Below are 15,866 nucleotides of genomic sequence, written 5' to 3'. Positions count from 1 at the left end.
TTTATCAAGGCACACCCAGCAAGCTCAGTCCCGTAATCTGCTCATGTTCACGTGCCGCATAGCGATCTGTCATGCCCGCAATAAAGTCCGCCACCACGCGCGCTCTTTCATTCAGGGTGCTAGCCGCCAGCACCCGCTGCACAAAACGAGGTTTCATGCGCTCTGGCTCAACCATATAGGCCGCAAATAACTCGCGCACTACTTGCTGTGCACCATCCATGGTCTGCATGACCTGTGGGTGACGGTAGAGCTGCTTGAACAGGAATTGCTTGAGCCTCTGAGACTCAGCCTTCATTTCATCGCTAAACGCAATAAGCACCTGTCCATGCAAACGCACATCCTGCACTGAACTCACTTTTGCTGACTGCAACTGCGCACGCGAGCTGTTGATGACGTCATAGACCTGCTCACTCAGCATACGGCGAATACTTTCGTACAGGAGCTTGCGCTGGGCATCCGGCACAAGCAATTGAGGCCAGTCCGCCAATGTCGCCTCGTAATAACGGACAAACAAAGGCACGGCATCACGCAGCTGAGCCATGGTGATCAAGCCCGATCGAACGCCATCATCCACATCGTGGGCGTTATAGGCAATGGCATCAGCCAAATTGCACAACTGCGCCTCCAGCGAAGGCTGGGTTGCGTCAATAAATCGCTGCGCCACACCGCCGGGCTCACGCGCATTCAATAGTTCGGCGTTACTGCGCGAGCAATGCTTGAGAATGCCCTCGCGTGTTTCAAAAGTCAGGTTGAGGCCGTCAAAGGCGGGATAGCGCTCTTCCAGTCTGTCCACTACACGCAGGCTTTGCAAGTTGTGCTCAAAGCCGCCATGAGGCCTCATGCATTCATTGAGCGCATCCTGGCCCGCATGGCCAAACGGCGTATGCCCCAGGTCATGTGCCAGACAAATCGCCTCGACCAGATCTTCATCGAGCTGCAGCGCACGGGCAATGGAGCGCCCCAACTGAGCGACCTCCAGAGAATGCGTGAGCCGCGTACGAAACAGATCACCCTCGTGATTGACAAAGACCTGTGTCTTGTAGACCAGCCGCCTGAAGGCCGATGAGTGAACAATACGATCCCGATCGCGCTGAAAGTCGCTGCGCGTGGGCGCAACCGGCTCAGCAAAACGACGTCCCTTGCTGTGCAAGGGGTTGCAGGCATAAGAAGCCAGAGTGTTCATGCAAGCTGCCTCAACAACTGAATGAAGTCACTCTAGCAGCTCATTCCCGGCCTGAAACAACACCAGATGTGTCTTTGGAGCAGGCGCCTGATCTTCTGCGCTTCAGGCGCAGCAACTATTAATGACTTCACGCACCAAAGCATCGGGCGCAGAGCGCATCACCGCCTGACCCGCTCCATCAATCAGCACAAAGCGAATTTCACCCGCTTCCGACTTTTTGTCGACACGCATCAGCTCAAGGTACCGGCCCGCATTGTCCTGCGCATCAATGATCGCGCCGCGCACGGGCAAACCTGCACGCTCAATCAAAGTGCGCAGACGCAAGACGAAGTGCTCATCGACCATGCCCAGACGCTTGGAAAGCTCTGCCGCCATCACCATGCCTGCGGCAACGCCTTCGCCGTGCAGCCAGTTGCCATAGCCCATACCCGCCTCAATCGCATGACCAAAGGTATGACCAAAATTGAGAATGGCCCGCAGTCCAGCCTCTTTTTCATCCTGCCCAACAACCCAGGCCTTGATTTCCACGCTGCGCTTGACGGCATGCGCCAACAGCGCGCGATCACGGCGCAGCAAGCCATCGATGTTTTGCTCAAGCCAGTCAAAGAACTGCATGTCAGCAATCGGGCCGTACTTGATGATTTCGCCCAAGCCCGCACTCAGCTCACGCTGGGGCAGGGTATCCAGCGTCGCCAGATCGCAGACCACCAACTGAGGCTGGTAGAACGCACCAATCATGTTCTTGCCCAAGGGGTGGTTGATAGCGGTCTTGCCGCCCACAGAGGAGTCCACCTGCGAGAGCAATGTGGTCGGCACCTGCACAAAAGGCACGCCGCGCATATAGCTGGCGGCGGCAAAACCTGTCATATCGCCCACCACTCCACCGCCCAGTGCAAACAGCACAGTCTTACGGTCACAGCCATGGGTAAGCAGCGCATCAAATATCAGATTCAGCGTTTGCCAGTCTTTGTACGCCTCGCCATCGGGTAGCACCACCTCATGGACTTGCGCATATTTGCTGCTCAACGCCTGCTTTAACGTGGACAGATAAAGCGGCGCCACCACATCATTCGTCACAATCAGCGCCGCAGCCGCTTTGGGCAAAGCCTGCCAGGTAGGTCTCAAGGCCAGCAAGTCCTCAGCAATCACTATCGGATAGCTCCGCTCGTCCAAATCAATGTGCACCGTTTCCACGTCGAAATCCTCTCAAAATACATAGCAGGTACTGCATACCGCACCTAGGCTAGATAGCTATTTGACTCAAAAACAGGAATGCTGCCCCAACTCAACCTGCATTGCCACCCGCTGAGCCACCTGAGCTGCAGAAAGGCCACTGCCAGCCACCACAAAATCAGCGACCTCCCGGTACAAGGGATCCCTGACTGCATGCAAATCCAGCAAGCGTTGCAGCGGGTTATCTACCTGCAGCAAAGGGCGCTGAGTGTCTTTTTGCAGACGGCGGGCAATTTCATGAGGAGCTGCACTTAAATAAACCACTTGGGCATGTGCTGCCAATTGCTGGCGATTTTCGGGCCTGAGTACAGCCCCGCCACCCGTGGCGACTACCATTTTTTGGGCGTTTGAAAGCAGATGCGCCAGAACCTCTTGCTCGACATCGCGAAATTTTGCCTCGCCTTCTTTGGCGAAAAACTCGCGAATCGTGCAGCCAATGTGCTCCTCAATCACCATATCCACATCCACAAAAGGAAGAGACCAGCGCTTGGCCAAATAACGCCCAATCGTGGACTTGCCACTTCCCGGAAGGCCCACCAAAGCGATATGCGAGTTTTTCACAAAGTTCATTCCTTCACTGCACGGCCTTCGGCCTGCATTTCACATTAACTGAAGGATTGTCGCAGGCACGGCCACCCTGAACACAAAAAAAAGGCCTGCACTATCATCATGCAGGCCTTCTTTGAAAAGCGGTAATGCGCCTAGAAGGTACTCACCGCTTCACAAAGTGAATCAAGGGAACTCTCACTGAGGCCCGCATGTAGGCGCCGTGCCATAAGGAGACTCCAGAAAAGAGCCGTTCTTTTCGTCACCTTCAACAAACTCCGTCATGAAAACTTGATCGGCACGCCCTTCGGAGCCCACAACCTTCGCACTGACACTCAGTTTGTAGTCCAGCCATGTAGCAACGCTTTGCGAATACTCCACCTGGACAGCAAGCCGGCCATTGGCTCCGGTCTTGCGACCATTCAAGTAAGACACCAGGATATCCGCCTTGGGAGGAGTCAGCTTGCCATCTCCATTGACATCCTCACCAACATCCAAGTTCCCGTTACGGTTGATGTCCTCATTCAAGCAGGTTGCGATCGGAGTAACACCATACCTACCAGTTTTAAAGCGAAGAATATCGACGCTGACTGATGTTTCAACATCGGCAACAGCCTCGCCGGCAGCGTTGGCAACTGCTACGTCGAATTTCTTGATGTAAGTGAGATTGTTTTCCCCTTTTTCCAGTTCGTTGTTATGACCAATAGTGATGTTAACGGGCTCATTGGCAACGGTCAGTGTTCCAAAGCGCCGGTCCAGGCATTGATCATTGGCCAATGAGGCATCCGATGAACCAAAGCAAATACGGATATTCACGCCATCGGTGGGACTTGAACGTGCGCCAGGGATGTATTGCGCAAGAGCGACACCACTTGCGTTAGTGATGACGGACTGAGTACCTGTGGAAATGGACTCTCCGGAACCCAAGCCAGGCGGAACAATTTCAAAACGCACGCGCATATTGGGAATGGCGCGATTGTCCTTGTCAATGAACAAAGCGCGCAAATCTGCCACATTAGCTTTACCGCCATCGGTGTTTGGCTTCACCGTATTAGGGGTAATGGACAGGCTTGCCGCACTGACCACTCCAACCGCGTCAGGCACCTGAGATGCTCCACCTCCCGCCACAGTGATCTGTTCACTCTTCTCTACACCCGATGCCTTGGCTCGCAAGGTGTAGCCTTGGGCTGCACTTGGTGCCTTAATTGTCCAGCTGCTTGTGCCAGATGCATCGGTAGTCTTGGACTCAATAGCCGCACTCAGCATAGAACCCGACAAAGAGACTTTAGTGCTACGGATGCCCGCGCCATTCACGTCGGAAACCTTCGCTGTGACCTGCACATCCTGCCCAGGTAGAGGCATCGGGGGAAGCGTGGTTATAGAGATCTGGCTTCCGGTGACAGAGACTGCCCCTGAGCCAGACTGACTACCTGCCTTCAATTGGAAACCAATGTCACGATTGGCACGATTCCCACCAATTTCAATCTTTCCACTCACACGACCGGACTCATCCGTCACGCTCGAGCTAGGTGTGAAGATGCCCGAGTCAACCGTCACGCTCACTGGCACATTGGCCACAGGATTTCTGGTACTGGACAGCGCTATCACGGTCAGCGTAGCTACATCACTACCCGAGTTGGTAATCACTGTCTTATCTAGAGAGAACTCTACAGAAGAAGCATCTGGTGTAGGTGTTGTAGTGCCTCCTCCGCTTCCTGTTGAGCCTCCACCTACCGGGGTACCACCACTGCCACCACCACCACCGCAAGCAACGACCAGCACAGCAATTGAGATTGCCGAAATCAAAAACCTCATCCCTGCCTCCATATTTTAATTACGAACACTAGCATTCGCCAGCATTTTTGGCGTTATAAAAACCAGCATCTCTCTTTTAGTAGATTGACGGACGCGATTTTTAAACAAATTACCCAAAACTGGTATATCTCCAAGCAGTGGTATTTTATTAACTTGATTAGTTTCTTCCATCTCAAAAATACCACCAATCACAATAGTACCACCGTTTTGAACAAGCACTTGCGTCTTAATATGCTTAGTATCAATCGCAACACCTTGCGTTGTAACTTCCCCTCTAGAATCCTTATTAATATCCAGATCAAGAATAATATCGCCTTCAGGCGTTATTTGCGGGGTTACTTCTAATTTAAGAACAGCTTTCTTAAAAGCCATAGTAGTGGCCCCATTAGGGGCGGTCACTGAATAAGGGTACTCTGTACCCTGCTCAATCAACGCTTTAGTCTGATCTGCTGTCACAAGCTTTGGGCTTGAAACGATCTTCCCCTCACCTTCCGCCTCCATCGCATTTAATTCCAATGCCAGAAATCTGTTGGCTGCAGAATTAAAAATAGAAATGGCAAAAGTTCCGCTTCCACTAATACCGGGAATGCTTGCAGGAAGATTTACAAAGCTACCCGATGTATCAACAGTACCGCCCAATCCAGTAGAGGCAATTGCATTATTAAATCCTGTACCAATTGCTAGTCGGTTATTGCCAGACAGTCTGTATCCACCATCACCACCTTGTTGCGCACGAAGATCCCCTCCTCCCAATTTCACACCCAACGCACGACCAAAGGTATCGCGGGCTTCAACAATGCGAGCTTCAATCATGACCTGACGTACAGGCACGTCCAGAGTTGCCAGCAAAGCCTTCATCTCATCCAGCTTGGAGGGTGTATCCGTCACAAACAATTGATTGGTGCGAGGTTCAGAAATGGCAGAGCCACGTGGCGACAGGAAACGAGTGCTCGTACTCGTGCCACCAGCACCACCGCCTGTTGACGTTGTGATCTGCGTCAGAATATCTCCCGCCTTGGCATAGTTCAGCTGAAAGCCCTGTGTCCGCAGCGGCTCCAGCTTCTGGATTTCCATCGCAGCTTCATAGTCACGCTTGGTACGCGCATCAATCTCATCCTTGGGCGCGATCCAGAGCACAGAGCCCGACTTTCGCATACCAAGGCCCTTTGCATCCATGATGATTTGCAGAGCCTGATCCCACGGAACATCTTTCAAGCGCAGCGTCAAAGCGCCCGTCACCGTATCCGAAGTCACGATATTGAAGTTTGTGAAGTCTGCAATGACCTGCAGCAGCGAGCGCACTTCAATATTCTGGAAATTCAGCGACAGCTTTTCACCGCTATAGCCGGGGCCTTGCGTCAGCTTGCTGGTATCAACTTTTTTCTGACGCACCTCCACAACGAACTGATTGTCACTCTGGTATGCGCTGTGCTCCCAGTCGCCCACAGGCTCAATGCGCATGCGCACACGATCACCCTGCTGACTGGTAGAGATGGTTTGCACCGGGGTACCAAAATCAGCAACATCTAGTTTTTTGCGCAAATTTTCTGGCAATGCTGTGCGCAGGAAATCAACGGTTAAGCCCTTGCCTTCCTGGCGCAAGTCCACTCCCACCTGGCTGTTGCCCAGACTCACGACAATCCGCCCCGAGCCATCGCTGCCACGGCGGAAATCCACGCCTCTGATAGGTGCAGCATCAGACGATGCAGACTTGCTCTCAAAAACCGGCGTCACAGCAGGCGCCGAGCCTGCCGCAGATGCAGTCGCACCAGCAGGGTCAAGCAAAATCAGCAACGACTTGCCTTGGCGCTGCAAGCGATACGTTGTTGCCGCCTTGAGATTCAGTACCAAGCGCGAACGACCAGAGGCCTCCACGAGGTTGGCTGAGCGCAAGTTGCCCTGATTAAATTCATGGAGTGATTTTCCGGAACCATTCGTCACACCCGGAAAATCAAGCGCAATTCGTGCAGGGGACTGCACTACAAACCCGGTCGGATCTGCTGCCAATGGCTCAGACAGTTCAACTCGAATAACCTCGGAACCAGACTGTAATGCTCCAGTCACAGACTCAATACGAGCCTGCGCCCAAGCTGCGGAAGAAAGCAAAAGACTGCCCAGTGTCAGTCCCCAACGGGCCTTCGCCAAAGTCCTGCGGTTACTACCCATCATTTGCTAACCTCCTGCAACTCTAAAGTGCTTATTCTCTCAATCCAGTCACCGCCACCATCCTGAACAATTTCGCGAAGCTGGATGGAGTTTTCAGTGATCTTGGTAATTTTTCCGTAGTTCTGCCCCAGGTAATTGCCAACGCGTACCTGATAGAGCAGCGCACCAACCTTGACCAAGGCCGTCGGCACACTCTTTTTGTCCAAGCTACCCACCATGCTCATGGCATCCAGCGGCTCAGCTTCCAGAGGCTCCTTGCGTCGATTCAATTCAGGGGCCAGCAAAGCGGTGCTGATATTGGACTGCGCAGACTCCTTGCGCAGCACCTGAATCAGCTTGAGCTGATTGAATGGATCCATCCCCTCTGCCCCGGTGTACACCTGAGGTTTAAAAGGTTTGGGCTCCTCCAGGGGCTTCACATTGGGCTTGGCATTGGCACGCTCCTGAGCCATCCATTCTCGCAATTGATCTTCTTCAGATGAAGTGCAGCCCATTAACAGGGCACTACTCACCAAAGCCAGCCAGAGAGGGTTCAACAGTAGCTTGCTCATTTCTTCCCCTTAGCCGCATCACGCTGAGCCTTCACTTCGTCCGCATCCAGATAGCGGAAGGTACGTGCTGTGGCATCCATAGTCAGCACATCACCATCCTTGCCTGAAGGCGCAATAGACAAGTTATTCAAGGTCACGATGCGAGAGAGAAAAGCGACATCTGAAGCGAAGGATCCAATGTCGTGATAGCTGCCAGTCACCTTCAGAGTAATGGGTAGCTCGGCGTAGTATTCCTTGGCCACCATGGCTCCGGGACGGAACACCTCAAACTGAAGACTTCGGCCCAAGCCTGCCTGATTGATATCCGAGAGCAAGGCTGCCATTTCTGCTTTACTGGGCAATTGTTTTTCCAGTTGCGTCACGTACTGCTGTACCTGCTCACGCTGCTTCTTCAAGCCTTCAAGGCTCACGGCCTTGAGCATCTTCTTGGTGTAGTCCTCGCGCAAAGTCACCTCGGTTGCGCGCTCGGTTTCCAGCTCTGCTTCGTAGTCCTTGAGCATGACAAACCACAGCAACGCAGCAACGGCGATGGCAACAGCGGCATACAGCAATGCCTTGGGCAACGCTGGCCAGACGGATGGATCATTGGGATCCAGATTACGAAACTGCCGCTGAATTTTTTCTTGCAGCGCAGCAAAATCAAGATCTGAAGATTTCTTCTTTTTTGCCATTACTGCGCCTTCACAGAAGGAGTGGCAGCGGTCAGACTTTTCTCTGCATCGCTGGCTCTTGTCAGATTGAAGCGCAATGTGAATGCAGCTGCTCGGCGCTTGTCCTTGGCAGTCACATCGACGGTCTTGGCCACAATCTCCATCAGCTCAGGCTTGGAGAACCACGCCGTGCCCTCGGTGAGATTGCGCAGCATCTCGGAAATGCGCTCATTCGATTGCGCAGTTCCCTGCATAGTCACCAGCAAACCGTCTTGCTTGATGCTGCTGAGATAGACGCCATCTGGCAATTGCTTCACCAGCTCATTGAGCATGTGCACTGGCAAGTTGCGATCAGACTGCAGGTCTTCCACAGCCTTCTGACGGGCACGCAATGCAGTAATTTCGGCCTCCAGGCCATCAATTTCCTTGATCTGGGTTTCCAGAACCTTGATCTCGGAGCGCAGCAGATTGTTCTTGTTCTGCTGACCTTCAATCATGATCTGGAAATACCAGTAAATCAGGCCTGCAATCAGCAGACCTGCAATCGCAGCCATCACCATATTGACCTGAAACGCCTCTTTTCGACGTTTCTTGGCGGCCTCGCGGTGCGGTAAAAGGTTAATCAGTATCACTCTTGAAACCTCCGCATGGCCAGACCGCAAGAGGTCAAATAGGACGGTGCCTCACGCGCCATCTTCTTCAGGCGCACAGCGCTGCCAATTTCCATCCCGTCAAATGGGTTAGCAAGACTGCAGGCGCATCCGGTCTGTTGACTGACGGCCTCTGCCAAGCCAGGCAAGGACGCAGAGCCTCCTGCCAGCAAGACATGGTCAACACGGTTGTACGGCGTACTGGTAAAGAAAAACTGCAGCGCGCGAGCCACTTCCTGCGTCAGGCTCTGCACAAAAGGCTTGAGCACGCCTGTTGCGTAATCTTCAGGCAATTCACCACTGCGTTTTTTGGCCTCGGCCTCTTCGGGCGAAAAGCCGTACTGTCGCGCAATCAGCTGCGTCAGCTGCGCGCCACCAAAGGCCTGATCACGCTCATACAGCACTTCGTCATTGCGCAGCACCTGCATGCTGGTGGTCATCGCCCCCACCTCAAACAGCGCAACCACGGCATCCTGCCCGGCGTTGCTCAGTCTTGAGACCAGGCGTGTGGCAGCCATTCGGGCCGCATAGGGCTCAATATCGACCACGACGGGCTTCAAGCCTGCGGCTTCAGCCAAGCCCTGACGGTCTTGAACTTTTTCCTTGCGCGAGGCGGCAATCAGCACGTCCACGTCACCAGAAGAAACCGACGATGGGCCGATGACACAGAAGTCCAGACTCACCTCATCGAGTGAAAACGGAATGTACTGATTGGCTTCGGACTCGACCTGCACTTCCATTTCCAGCTCAGACAAGCCTGCAGGCAAAGTGATTTTTTTGGTAATCACTGCGGCAGCAGGCAGGGCCATGGCCACGTGCTTGGTGCGTGTGCCACTTTTTTTGACCAGGCGACGAACAGCCTCCGCGACTTCGTCAAATTTTTCGATGTTGCCGTCGGTAATCCAGCCTTTTTCAAGAGGCTCGATCGCACAACGCTCCAATTGCCACTCACCTGACTTGCTTTTGGACAGTTCAACCAACTTCACGCTGGAGGAGCTGACATCAATGCCAAGCAATGGTGCAGGCTGACGGCTGAATAAAGAACTCAGAGCAATCAACGTGCCCCCCTAGATTGTAAGAATGGAAACAAAAGCCAGCAATACATGGGAATCCTAGCAGCAAGCTATAGCAACCAACGCTTTGCTGTAGCCACATGCCACCCATTTTGTGGACAAAAAAAGACAAGCTTGTGTAACATCAAACAGACGTAGCGCAGCATCCACTCATGCAACAGTGCTTACCCTGTGCTTTAGGATTCAGCCAACGTGTGACATCCACATCGTCACAAAGATGCTTTTCTGAAGGGGATTTCTATAATGCCCCACCCCTTGCTCATACTGCGAAATGCCGCCATCAGAACATTCTGCTAATCAGGCTCCAGCGCCTGGCTCCAAAACTCCTAAAAAACGCATGCACTGGTTGCTGCGCTCCATCTTCTGGCTCATGGGCCTTGCAGTTGCGGGCGCTCTGGCCGTCTTGCTGGCTGTCGCTGTGGCGCTGGCCATGGCCTACCCCAACCTTCCAGACGTCTCCGAGCTGGCGGATTACCGCCCCAAGCTACCGCTGCGGGTGTACTCCAGCGAAGGCGCGTTGCTAGGCGAGTTTGGTGAAGAGCGCCGCACGCTGACGCCCATTCAGGAAATTCCCAAGGTCATGACCAATGCGGTGCTGGCCATTGAGGACACGCGCTTCTTTGAGCATGGTGGCGTGGACTACAAGGGCATGCTGCGTGCCGCACTCGCCAATCTGGGCAAGGTCAAGAGCCAAGGCGCATCCACAATCACCATGCAGGTGGCGCGCAACGTGTACCTGACCTCCGAGAAGACATACACCCGCAAGATCTACGAAATTCTGCTGACCTTCAAGTTAGAGCACCTGCTCACCAAGGAGCAGATACTTGAGATCTACATGAACCAGATCTTTCTGGGCAACCGTGCCTATGGCTTTGCTGCGGCCAGTGAAGCGTACTTCGGTCACCCCCTGAAAGACATCACCGTTGCTGAAGCCGCCATGCTGGCGGGCCTGCCCAAGGCTCCGTCTGCCTACAACCCTATCAGCAACCCCAAGCGTGCCCGCATTCGCCAGCTCTACATCATTGAGCGCATGGAAGAAAACGGCTTCATCACCGCCGAGCAAGCCAAGCAGGCCAAGGAAGAGCCACTCAAGCTGCGAACCAACTCCAACTCCACCCGCGTTCATGCTGAATACGTGGCGGAAATGGCGCGTCAGCTGATCTTTGCCCAATACGGCAACGATGCGTACACACGCGGTCTGAACGTCTACACCACCCTGAATGCAGGCGAGCAAGAAGCCGCATACAAGGCTCTGCGCGAAGGCATCATGAACTACGAGCGCCGCCAGAAGTACCGCGGCCCTGAAAAATTCATCACCCTGCCCAGCAACCCGCAGGAGCTGGAAGAAGCGATTGACGATGTGCTAGCCAACCACCCCGACAACGGCGATGTGGTTGCCGCCGTGGTGCTGGAGGCCTCGCCACGCAAAATCGTGGCTGCACGCGCTGACGGCACACACTTTGACATTACCGGCGACAACCTCAAACCAGCCGAGTCCGGCCTTAGCGCCAAGGCGCCTCCGAACATCAAGATCCGTCCTGGTGCGGTGATCCGCGCTGTCAAAAATGCCAAGGGCGCATGGGAAATCACCCAGCTGCCTGAAGTGGAAGGCGCGTTTGTCGCCGTGTCCACCCAATCCGGCGCAATCCGCGCTCTGGTGGGCGGCTTTGACTTTGAAAAGAACAAGTTCAACCACGTGACTCAGGCTTGGCGCCAGCCCGGATCCAGCTTCAAGCCCTTCATCTACTCGGCAGCGCTGGAGCATGGCTTCTCGCCCGCGACCATGATCAATGACGCGCCGATCTTCTTCAGCGCAGCCACTACCGGCGGTCAGCCTTGGGAGCCCAAGAACTACGACGGCACTTATGCCGGCCCCATGACCATGCGCACGGGCTTGAACAAGTCCAAGAACATGATCTCCATTCGCCTGCTGCAGGCAATCGGCCCCAAGACCGGCCAGGAATGGGCGACACGCTTTGGCTTTGAAGCCTCCAAGCAGCCCGCCTACCTGACCATGGCTCTGGGCGCAGGCTCCGTCACGCCGCTGCAAATGGCAGGAGCCTACTCGGTCTTCGCCAATGGCGGCCACCGCCTCAACCCTTGGCTGATTGCTCGCGTCACAGACCACAAGGGCCGAATCCTGTCCGAGTTCACGCCCCCACCCCTCAGCAGCCTGCCCCAGGCCATTCCTGAGCGCAATGCCTTCATCACCGGCACCTTGCTCAACGATGTGGCGCGTGTGGGTACCGCCGCCAAGGCGCAGGCCACACTCAAGCGCCCCGATCTGTACGGCAAGACTGGTACGACGAACGATTCTGTGGATGCCTGGTTTGCCGGCTATCAGCCCAGCATCTCGGCCGTCTCATGGATTGGTTACGACACGCCCCGCAACCTGGGCTCCCGTGAAACCGGTGGCGGCCTGAGCCTGCCTATCTGGATCAGCTTCATGCAGCACGCACTCAAGGGTGTTCCCGTGGCGGAGGTTCAAGTACCTCCCGGCGTTGTGAATATGGGCGGCGACTGGTACTACGAAGAAAATGCCCGCAGCGGCGGCATCTCCAGCCTGGGTATGGAGGCAGCTGTGCCTTCCAACGGCGATAACGCAGGACCGGGTGCCACACCTGCTCCCGCTTCTGAAGAGCGCAGCCGAATCCTGGATCTGTTCCGGAATTAAGCTCGCAAAAAAAGCCTGCCTCTCATCGAGGCAGGCTTTTTTCATTCAGCGCCTGAGATATATCAGCCCAGCGCTTTGAACTCCAGCGGCATACCCGACTGCTCGCTTGCATATTGCGTCAGGTTGGCAAAAAACTCGCCTGCGCCCTTGGTGTCCATCCAGGCCTTCTTCTCTTCATCAAAGCGGTAGTGAAAGCCGCCCGCCTTGGCTGCCAGCCAGATTTCGTGCAAGGGCTTTTGCTGGTTGATCACAATCTGGCTACGGTTCTCGAAAACCAGTGTCACCAGGCCTCCCACGCGCTGTGCATCAAGGTCAGCATCGGTTTCATCGTTGATGCGGTCACAGCATTGCTCCACGGCCATCAGTAGTTGGTCAGCGCGGTCCAGATATTCAAGGTCAGTCATTACAATTTGCCCATGTTGAAAGCCACCCAAATTTTAGTCAGGAGCATTGCCCTTGCAGCTTGTGCGGCGTCCATCGCTTCACTTTCCGCCTGTGGACAAAAAGGCCCGCTCTTTTTACCGACCGATCCAGCCGCTCAAGGCCGCGCCACCTTGCCGGAAGCACTGGGTATTTCATCTCCTAAAACACCCGTCACAGCAGCGCCTGTGGTGAAGCCTTCACCGCTGACCGATTCAGAGAACTCCGCCGAGACAGATGCCAAGCCCTGAGGCTTGATAAACATCAACACTCTGTTCGGGGTTCAACTCTAGAGTGAGGCATCTTGTCCTTTGACAACCTGCCATGCCCATAGAGCTTTACCGCGACAAAACCCATGCCTGCCTGATGTTCACCGACCTCATCGAAGAGGACGGTCAAGCCATTCAGGCCAATCAGTTCCTGATCGTGGACAACGGCACAGGTGCCATCATCGACCCCGGTGGCAACCTGGCCTTCAACGAGTTGTTCATGGGCATGTCCCGCCACTTTCCGCCGCAAAAGCTGGCCTATGTGGTCGCGTCGCATGCGGACCCGGACATCATCGCCTCGCTTGATCGCTGGATGACCAGCACCCGTGCCCAGCTTGTCATCTCGCGCATCTGGGAGCGTTTTGCGCCGCACTTCACCAAAGTGGGCAAGACGGAGAACCGCGTCATCGGCGTGCCAGATTCAGGTGGCCGCCTGCCGCTGGGCAATACCGAGCTGGTACTGCTGCCTGCACACTTTTTGCATGCAGAAGGCAACTTCCACTTCTACGACCCCATCAGCAAGATTCTGTTTACGGGCGACTTGGGCGTTTCTCTGACCACCGGCGCCGAGGCGCAAAAGCCTGTGACCGACCTCGTACCCCATATTGCGCGCATGGAAGGCTTTCACCGCCGCTACATGGTCTCCAACAAGATTTTGCGGCTGTGGGTGCAGATGGCACGCCAGCTACCCATCGAAATGATCGTGCCCCAGCACGGCGCGCCCATCATGGGCAAGCAGGCGATTGGCGATCTGTTCAACTGGCTTGAAGGTTTGCAGTGCGGTATTGACTTGTTCGATCAACGCGCCTACCAGTTGCCAAGCGCAGAGATTGACCCCGTCTCGCGCCAGGTTCGCCCACCGCTGCGCGCCGTGGCAGGTTAATCATTTTTTGATAGCACGCACCACACGCCAGGCAAGCAAAGTACTGAGAATGACTGCATAAACAGCCACCTCGGCAAAGTTGTTCTTGCCAGCGCGCATCCAGAAGAAATGCAGCAGTGCCAGCGGCACCGTGGCGTAGACCGCACGGTGCAGCCACTGCCAGCGCTTGCCGCCCAGCGCCTTGAGTACAAACTTGGGCGAGGTGACGGCCAGCACCAGCAGCACCAGCCAGGTGGTGAAGCCCACCAGAATAAACGGGCGCTTGGGAATATCGGCCACGATATCGCCCCAGTCCAGCCCCATGTCGAACCATGCGTAGCAAAGCAGGTGCAGGCAGGCGTAGAAGAACACGTACAGGCCCAGCATGCGCCGGTAACGCACCAGCAGATTCCAGCCTGTGAGCTGACGCAACGGTGTCACCGCCAGCACGATGCAGAGAAAACGCAAAGTCCAGTCACCAGTCTGGCGAAGCAAAGCCTCCGCAGGGTTGGCCCCCAGCCCATCGGTAAAGGCCGCATAGAAAAGCCATGCGAAGGGCAGCAGGCACAGCGTAAAGACCAGCGGCTTGGCCCATGGCTTGAGCAACCAGGCCTGCATCAGTAGAACTTCTTCAAATCCATGCCTGCGTACAGCTGCGCGACCTGATCACCGTAGCCGTTGAACATCAGCGTTTTGCGCTTTTTAGCAAACAAACCGCCTTCGCCAATACGGCGCTCGGTGGCCTGGCTCCAGCGGGGGTGATCCACCTCGGGGTTCACGTTGGAGTAAAAGCCGTACTCATTGCGCGCGGCCTTGTTCCAGGCCGTGCCGGGTTCTTTGTCCGTCAGGCGAATCGCCACCAGTGACTTGGCGCTTTTAAAGCCGTATTTCCAAGGCACAACCAGCCGCACCGGCGCGCCGTTCTGGTTGGGCAGTACCTCGCCATACATGCCAAAGGCCAGCAGCGTCAGCGGGTGCATGGCTTCATCCAGCCTCAACCCTTCGGTATAGGGCCAGTCCAGCACACCGCTTCTAAGGCCGGGCATCTGCGCCTTGTCGGCCAGGGTGACAAATTCCACATACTTGGCGCTGGAAAGTGGCTGCACATTTTTGAGCAATTCAGACAGCGAGTAGCCCACCCACGGGATGACCATGGACCAGCCCTCTACGCAGCGCAGGCGGTAAATGCGCTCTTCCTGCGCGCTGAGCTTGAGCAGGCTGTCGATATCCAGCGTCTGCGGCTTTTGCACCAGACCTTCGATGCGTACCGTCCATGGCCGTGTCTTCAGCGTGCCGGCATTGCGGGCCGGCTCGCCTTTATCCAGACCGAACTCGTAATAGTTGTTGTAGCCCGTGGCGTCTTTGTAGGCCGTGGCGGCTTCCACCGTCATTGCACCTGAGACCTTGCTGGGCAGGCCTTTCAGAGCGGGAAGGTGAGCGCGCTCAGCCTCTGCTGCCAATGCATCGCGCCCGGCCCAGCTGGCCAGTGCAGCGCCTGCTGCCCCCGTGGCCAATGTCTGCATAAAGGCTCGTCGCTGCAGATATTGCGTCTGCGACGTGATTTCGCTGCTCAGCGAATGGACAAAACCATGGTTGTTATTGCGTATCAGCATGTTGCGCTCCAGGTACTCACAACAGAGTACCTATGACTTCAGAGCAGCGCCAGTCGGCAAAGTTCCACGCCTGCATCTCTATAAAAAAAGGAGCTGCTTACGCCTGTTATCCATAGGTTTCAATAACAAAATATATTGAAACTCAGCAAATTCAGGTGCAA

The 15,866-nt window shown here is 55.1% G+C and carries 15 protein-coding genes; 3 read left to right on the top strand and 12 right to left on the bottom strand.

The genetic code is table 11. The features are described 5' to 3' along the window. Positions 1-4: 4 nt before the first annotated feature. From RSF91_RS04040 to RSF91_RS04000, 9 genes are all read right to left on the bottom strand, one after another. Positions 5-1,183, bottom strand: a complete 1,179-nt coding sequence (locus RSF91_RS04040) for a deoxyguanosinetriphosphate triphosphohydrolase (RefSeq protein WP_332567207.1) — start codon at positions 1,181-1,183, stop codon at positions 5-7. A gap of 102 nt (positions 1,184-1,285) precedes the next feature. Beyond that, on the bottom strand, positions 1,286-2,377 hold the full coding sequence (aroB, locus tag RSF91_RS04035) for a 3-dehydroquinate synthase (RefSeq protein WP_332567206.1): 1,092 nt from the start codon (positions 2,375-2,377) through the stop codon (positions 1,286-1,288). Between the two features lie 66 nt (positions 2,378-2,443). Next, positions 2,444-2,986: a shikimate kinase gene (locus RSF91_RS04030; protein ID WP_332567205.1), complete on the bottom strand. Its 543-nt coding sequence runs from the start codon at positions 2,984-2,986 to the stop codon at positions 2,444-2,446. A 174-nt stretch (positions 2,987-3,160) separates the two neighbouring features. After that, a complete protein-coding gene (locus RSF91_RS04025) occupies positions 3,161-4,777 on the bottom strand; it encodes an Ig-like domain-containing protein (protein WP_332567204.1) in 1,617 nt (538 codons plus the stop codon). Positions 4,778-4,792: 15 nt separating this feature from the next. Next, positions 4,793-6,946 (bottom strand): type IV pilus secretin PilQ, encoded by a 2,154-nt coding sequence (pilQ, locus tag RSF91_RS04020; RefSeq protein ID WP_332567203.1) that lies wholly within the window; start codon positions 6,944-6,946, stop codon positions 4,793-4,795. Then, positions 6,943-7,494, bottom strand: a complete 552-nt coding sequence (locus RSF91_RS04015; RefSeq protein WP_332567202.1) for a pilus assembly protein PilP — start codon at positions 7,492-7,494, stop codon at positions 6,943-6,945. Before RSF91_RS04015 ends, pilQ begins: the two co-directional genes overlap by 4 nt. Beyond that, positions 7,491-8,165 carry a type 4a pilus biogenesis protein PilO gene (locus RSF91_RS04010; protein ID WP_332567201.1) on the bottom strand — a complete coding sequence of 225 codons (675 nt, stop codon included), beginning with the start codon at positions 8,163-8,165 and terminating at the stop codon, positions 7,491-7,493. Before RSF91_RS04010 ends, RSF91_RS04015 begins: the two co-directional genes overlap by 4 nt. Continuing rightward, the gene (locus tag RSF91_RS04005) at positions 8,165-8,776 is read right to left on the bottom strand and encodes a PilN domain-containing protein (RefSeq protein ID WP_332567200.1); all 612 of its coding nucleotides are present in this window, start codon (positions 8,774-8,776) and stop codon (positions 8,165-8,167) included. The genes RSF91_RS04010 and RSF91_RS04005 overlap by 1 nt, the downstream gene beginning before the upstream one ends. Continuing rightward, on the bottom strand, positions 8,773-9,852 hold the full coding sequence (locus tag RSF91_RS04000) for a pilus assembly protein PilM (protein WP_332567199.1): 1,080 nt from the start codon (positions 9,850-9,852) through the stop codon (positions 8,773-8,775). The genes RSF91_RS04005 and RSF91_RS04000 overlap by 4 nt, the downstream gene beginning before the upstream one ends. 352 nt (positions 9,853-10,204) lie before the next feature. Here RSF91_RS04000 and RSF91_RS03995 point away from each other — a divergent pair, with 352 nt between their 5' ends. Then, positions 10,205-12,541, top strand: coding sequence for a penicillin-binding protein 1A (locus tag RSF91_RS03995; RefSeq protein WP_332567198.1), 2,337 nt, complete (start codon positions 10,205-10,207; stop codon positions 12,539-12,541). Between the two features lie 62 nt (positions 12,542-12,603). Here the strand turns inward: RSF91_RS03995 and cyaY are convergent, their stop codons facing one another. Beyond that, a complete protein-coding gene (gene cyaY, locus RSF91_RS03990) occupies positions 12,604-12,945 on the bottom strand; it encodes an iron donor protein CyaY (protein ID WP_332567197.1) in 342 nt (113 codons plus the stop codon). A 12-nt stretch (positions 12,946-12,957) separates the two neighbouring features. Between cyaY and lptM the strand changes: the two genes are divergently transcribed. After that, entirely contained in the window at positions 12,958-13,212 is a 255-nt protein-coding gene (gene lptM / locus RSF91_RS03985) for an LPS translocon maturation chaperone LptM (RefSeq protein WP_332567196.1), read from the top strand. Between the two features lie 73 nt (positions 13,213-13,285). Then, on the top strand, positions 13,286-14,113 hold the full coding sequence (locus RSF91_RS03980) for an MBL fold metallo-hydrolase (RefSeq protein WP_332567195.1): 828 nt from the start codon (positions 13,286-13,288) through the stop codon (positions 14,111-14,113). Here the strand turns inward: RSF91_RS03980 and RSF91_RS03975 are convergent, their stop codons facing one another. Together RSF91_RS03975 and msrP are read right to left on the bottom strand one after the other, a co-directional pair. Continuing rightward, positions 14,114-14,710, bottom strand: a complete 597-nt coding sequence (locus tag RSF91_RS03975) for a sulfite oxidase heme-binding subunit YedZ (RefSeq protein ID WP_332567194.1) — start codon at positions 14,708-14,710, stop codon at positions 14,114-14,116. Further along, a complete protein-coding gene (gene msrP / locus RSF91_RS03970; RefSeq protein WP_332567193.1) occupies positions 14,710-15,705 on the bottom strand; it encodes a protein-methionine-sulfoxide reductase catalytic subunit MsrP in 996 nt (331 codons plus the stop codon). Before msrP ends, RSF91_RS03975 begins: the two co-directional genes overlap by 1 nt. Between the last annotated feature and the right edge of the window lie 161 nt (positions 15,706-15,866).

Origin of the sequence: Comamonas sp., from assembly GCF_036643215.1 — a bacterium.
Classification (GTDB): domain Bacteria; phylum Pseudomonadota; class Gammaproteobacteria; order Burkholderiales; family Burkholderiaceae_C; genus Comamonas.
The sequence above is the reverse complement of the archived record's forward strand: the minus strand, read 5'-3'. Positions and strand labels throughout refer to the sequence as shown.

Excerpts from the sequence above, each read along its gene's own strand:
- RSF91_RS04040 (WP_332567207.1), bottom strand. The coding sequence starts at position 1,183 with ATGAACACTCTGGCTTCTTATGCCTGCAACCCCTTGCACAGCAAGGGA.
- RSF91_RS04030 (WP_332567205.1), bottom strand. The coding sequence starts at position 2,986 with ATGAACTTTGTGAAAAACTCGCATATCGCTTTGGTGGGCCTTCCGGGA.
- RSF91_RS04025 (WP_332567204.1), bottom strand. The coding sequence starts at position 4,777 with ATGAGGTTTTTGATTTCGGCAATCTCAATTGCTGTGCTGGTCGTTGCT.
- pilQ (WP_332567203.1), bottom strand. The coding sequence starts at position 6,946 with ATGATGGGTAGTAACCGCAGGACTTTGGCGAAGGCCCGTTGGGGACTG.
- RSF91_RS04015 (WP_332567202.1), bottom strand. The coding sequence starts at position 7,494 with ATGAGCAAGCTACTGTTGAACCCTCTCTGGCTGGCTTTGGTGAGTAGT.
- RSF91_RS04010 (WP_332567201.1), bottom strand. The coding sequence starts at position 8,165 with ATGGCAAAAAAGAAGAAATCTTCAGATCTTGATTTTGCTGCGCTGCAA.
- RSF91_RS03995 (WP_332567198.1), top strand. The coding sequence starts at position 10,205 with ATGCACTGGTTGCTGCGCTCCATCTTCTGGCTCATGGGCCTTGCAGTT.
- cyaY (WP_332567197.1), bottom strand. The coding sequence starts at position 12,945 with ATGACTGACCTTGAATATCTGGACCGCGCTGACCAACTACTGATGGCC.
- lptM (WP_332567196.1), top strand. The coding sequence starts at position 12,958 with ATGTTGAAAGCCACCCAAATTTTAGTCAGGAGCATTGCCCTTGCAGCT.
- RSF91_RS03980 (WP_332567195.1), top strand. The coding sequence starts at position 13,286 with ATGCCCATAGAGCTTTACCGCGACAAAACCCATGCCTGCCTGATGTTC.
- RSF91_RS03975 (WP_332567194.1), bottom strand. The coding sequence starts at position 14,710 with ATGCAGGCCTGGTTGCTCAAGCCATGGGCCAAGCCGCTGGTCTTTACG.
- msrP (WP_332567193.1), bottom strand. The coding sequence starts at position 15,705 with ATGCTGATACGCAATAACAACCATGGTTTTGTCCATTCGCTGAGCAGC.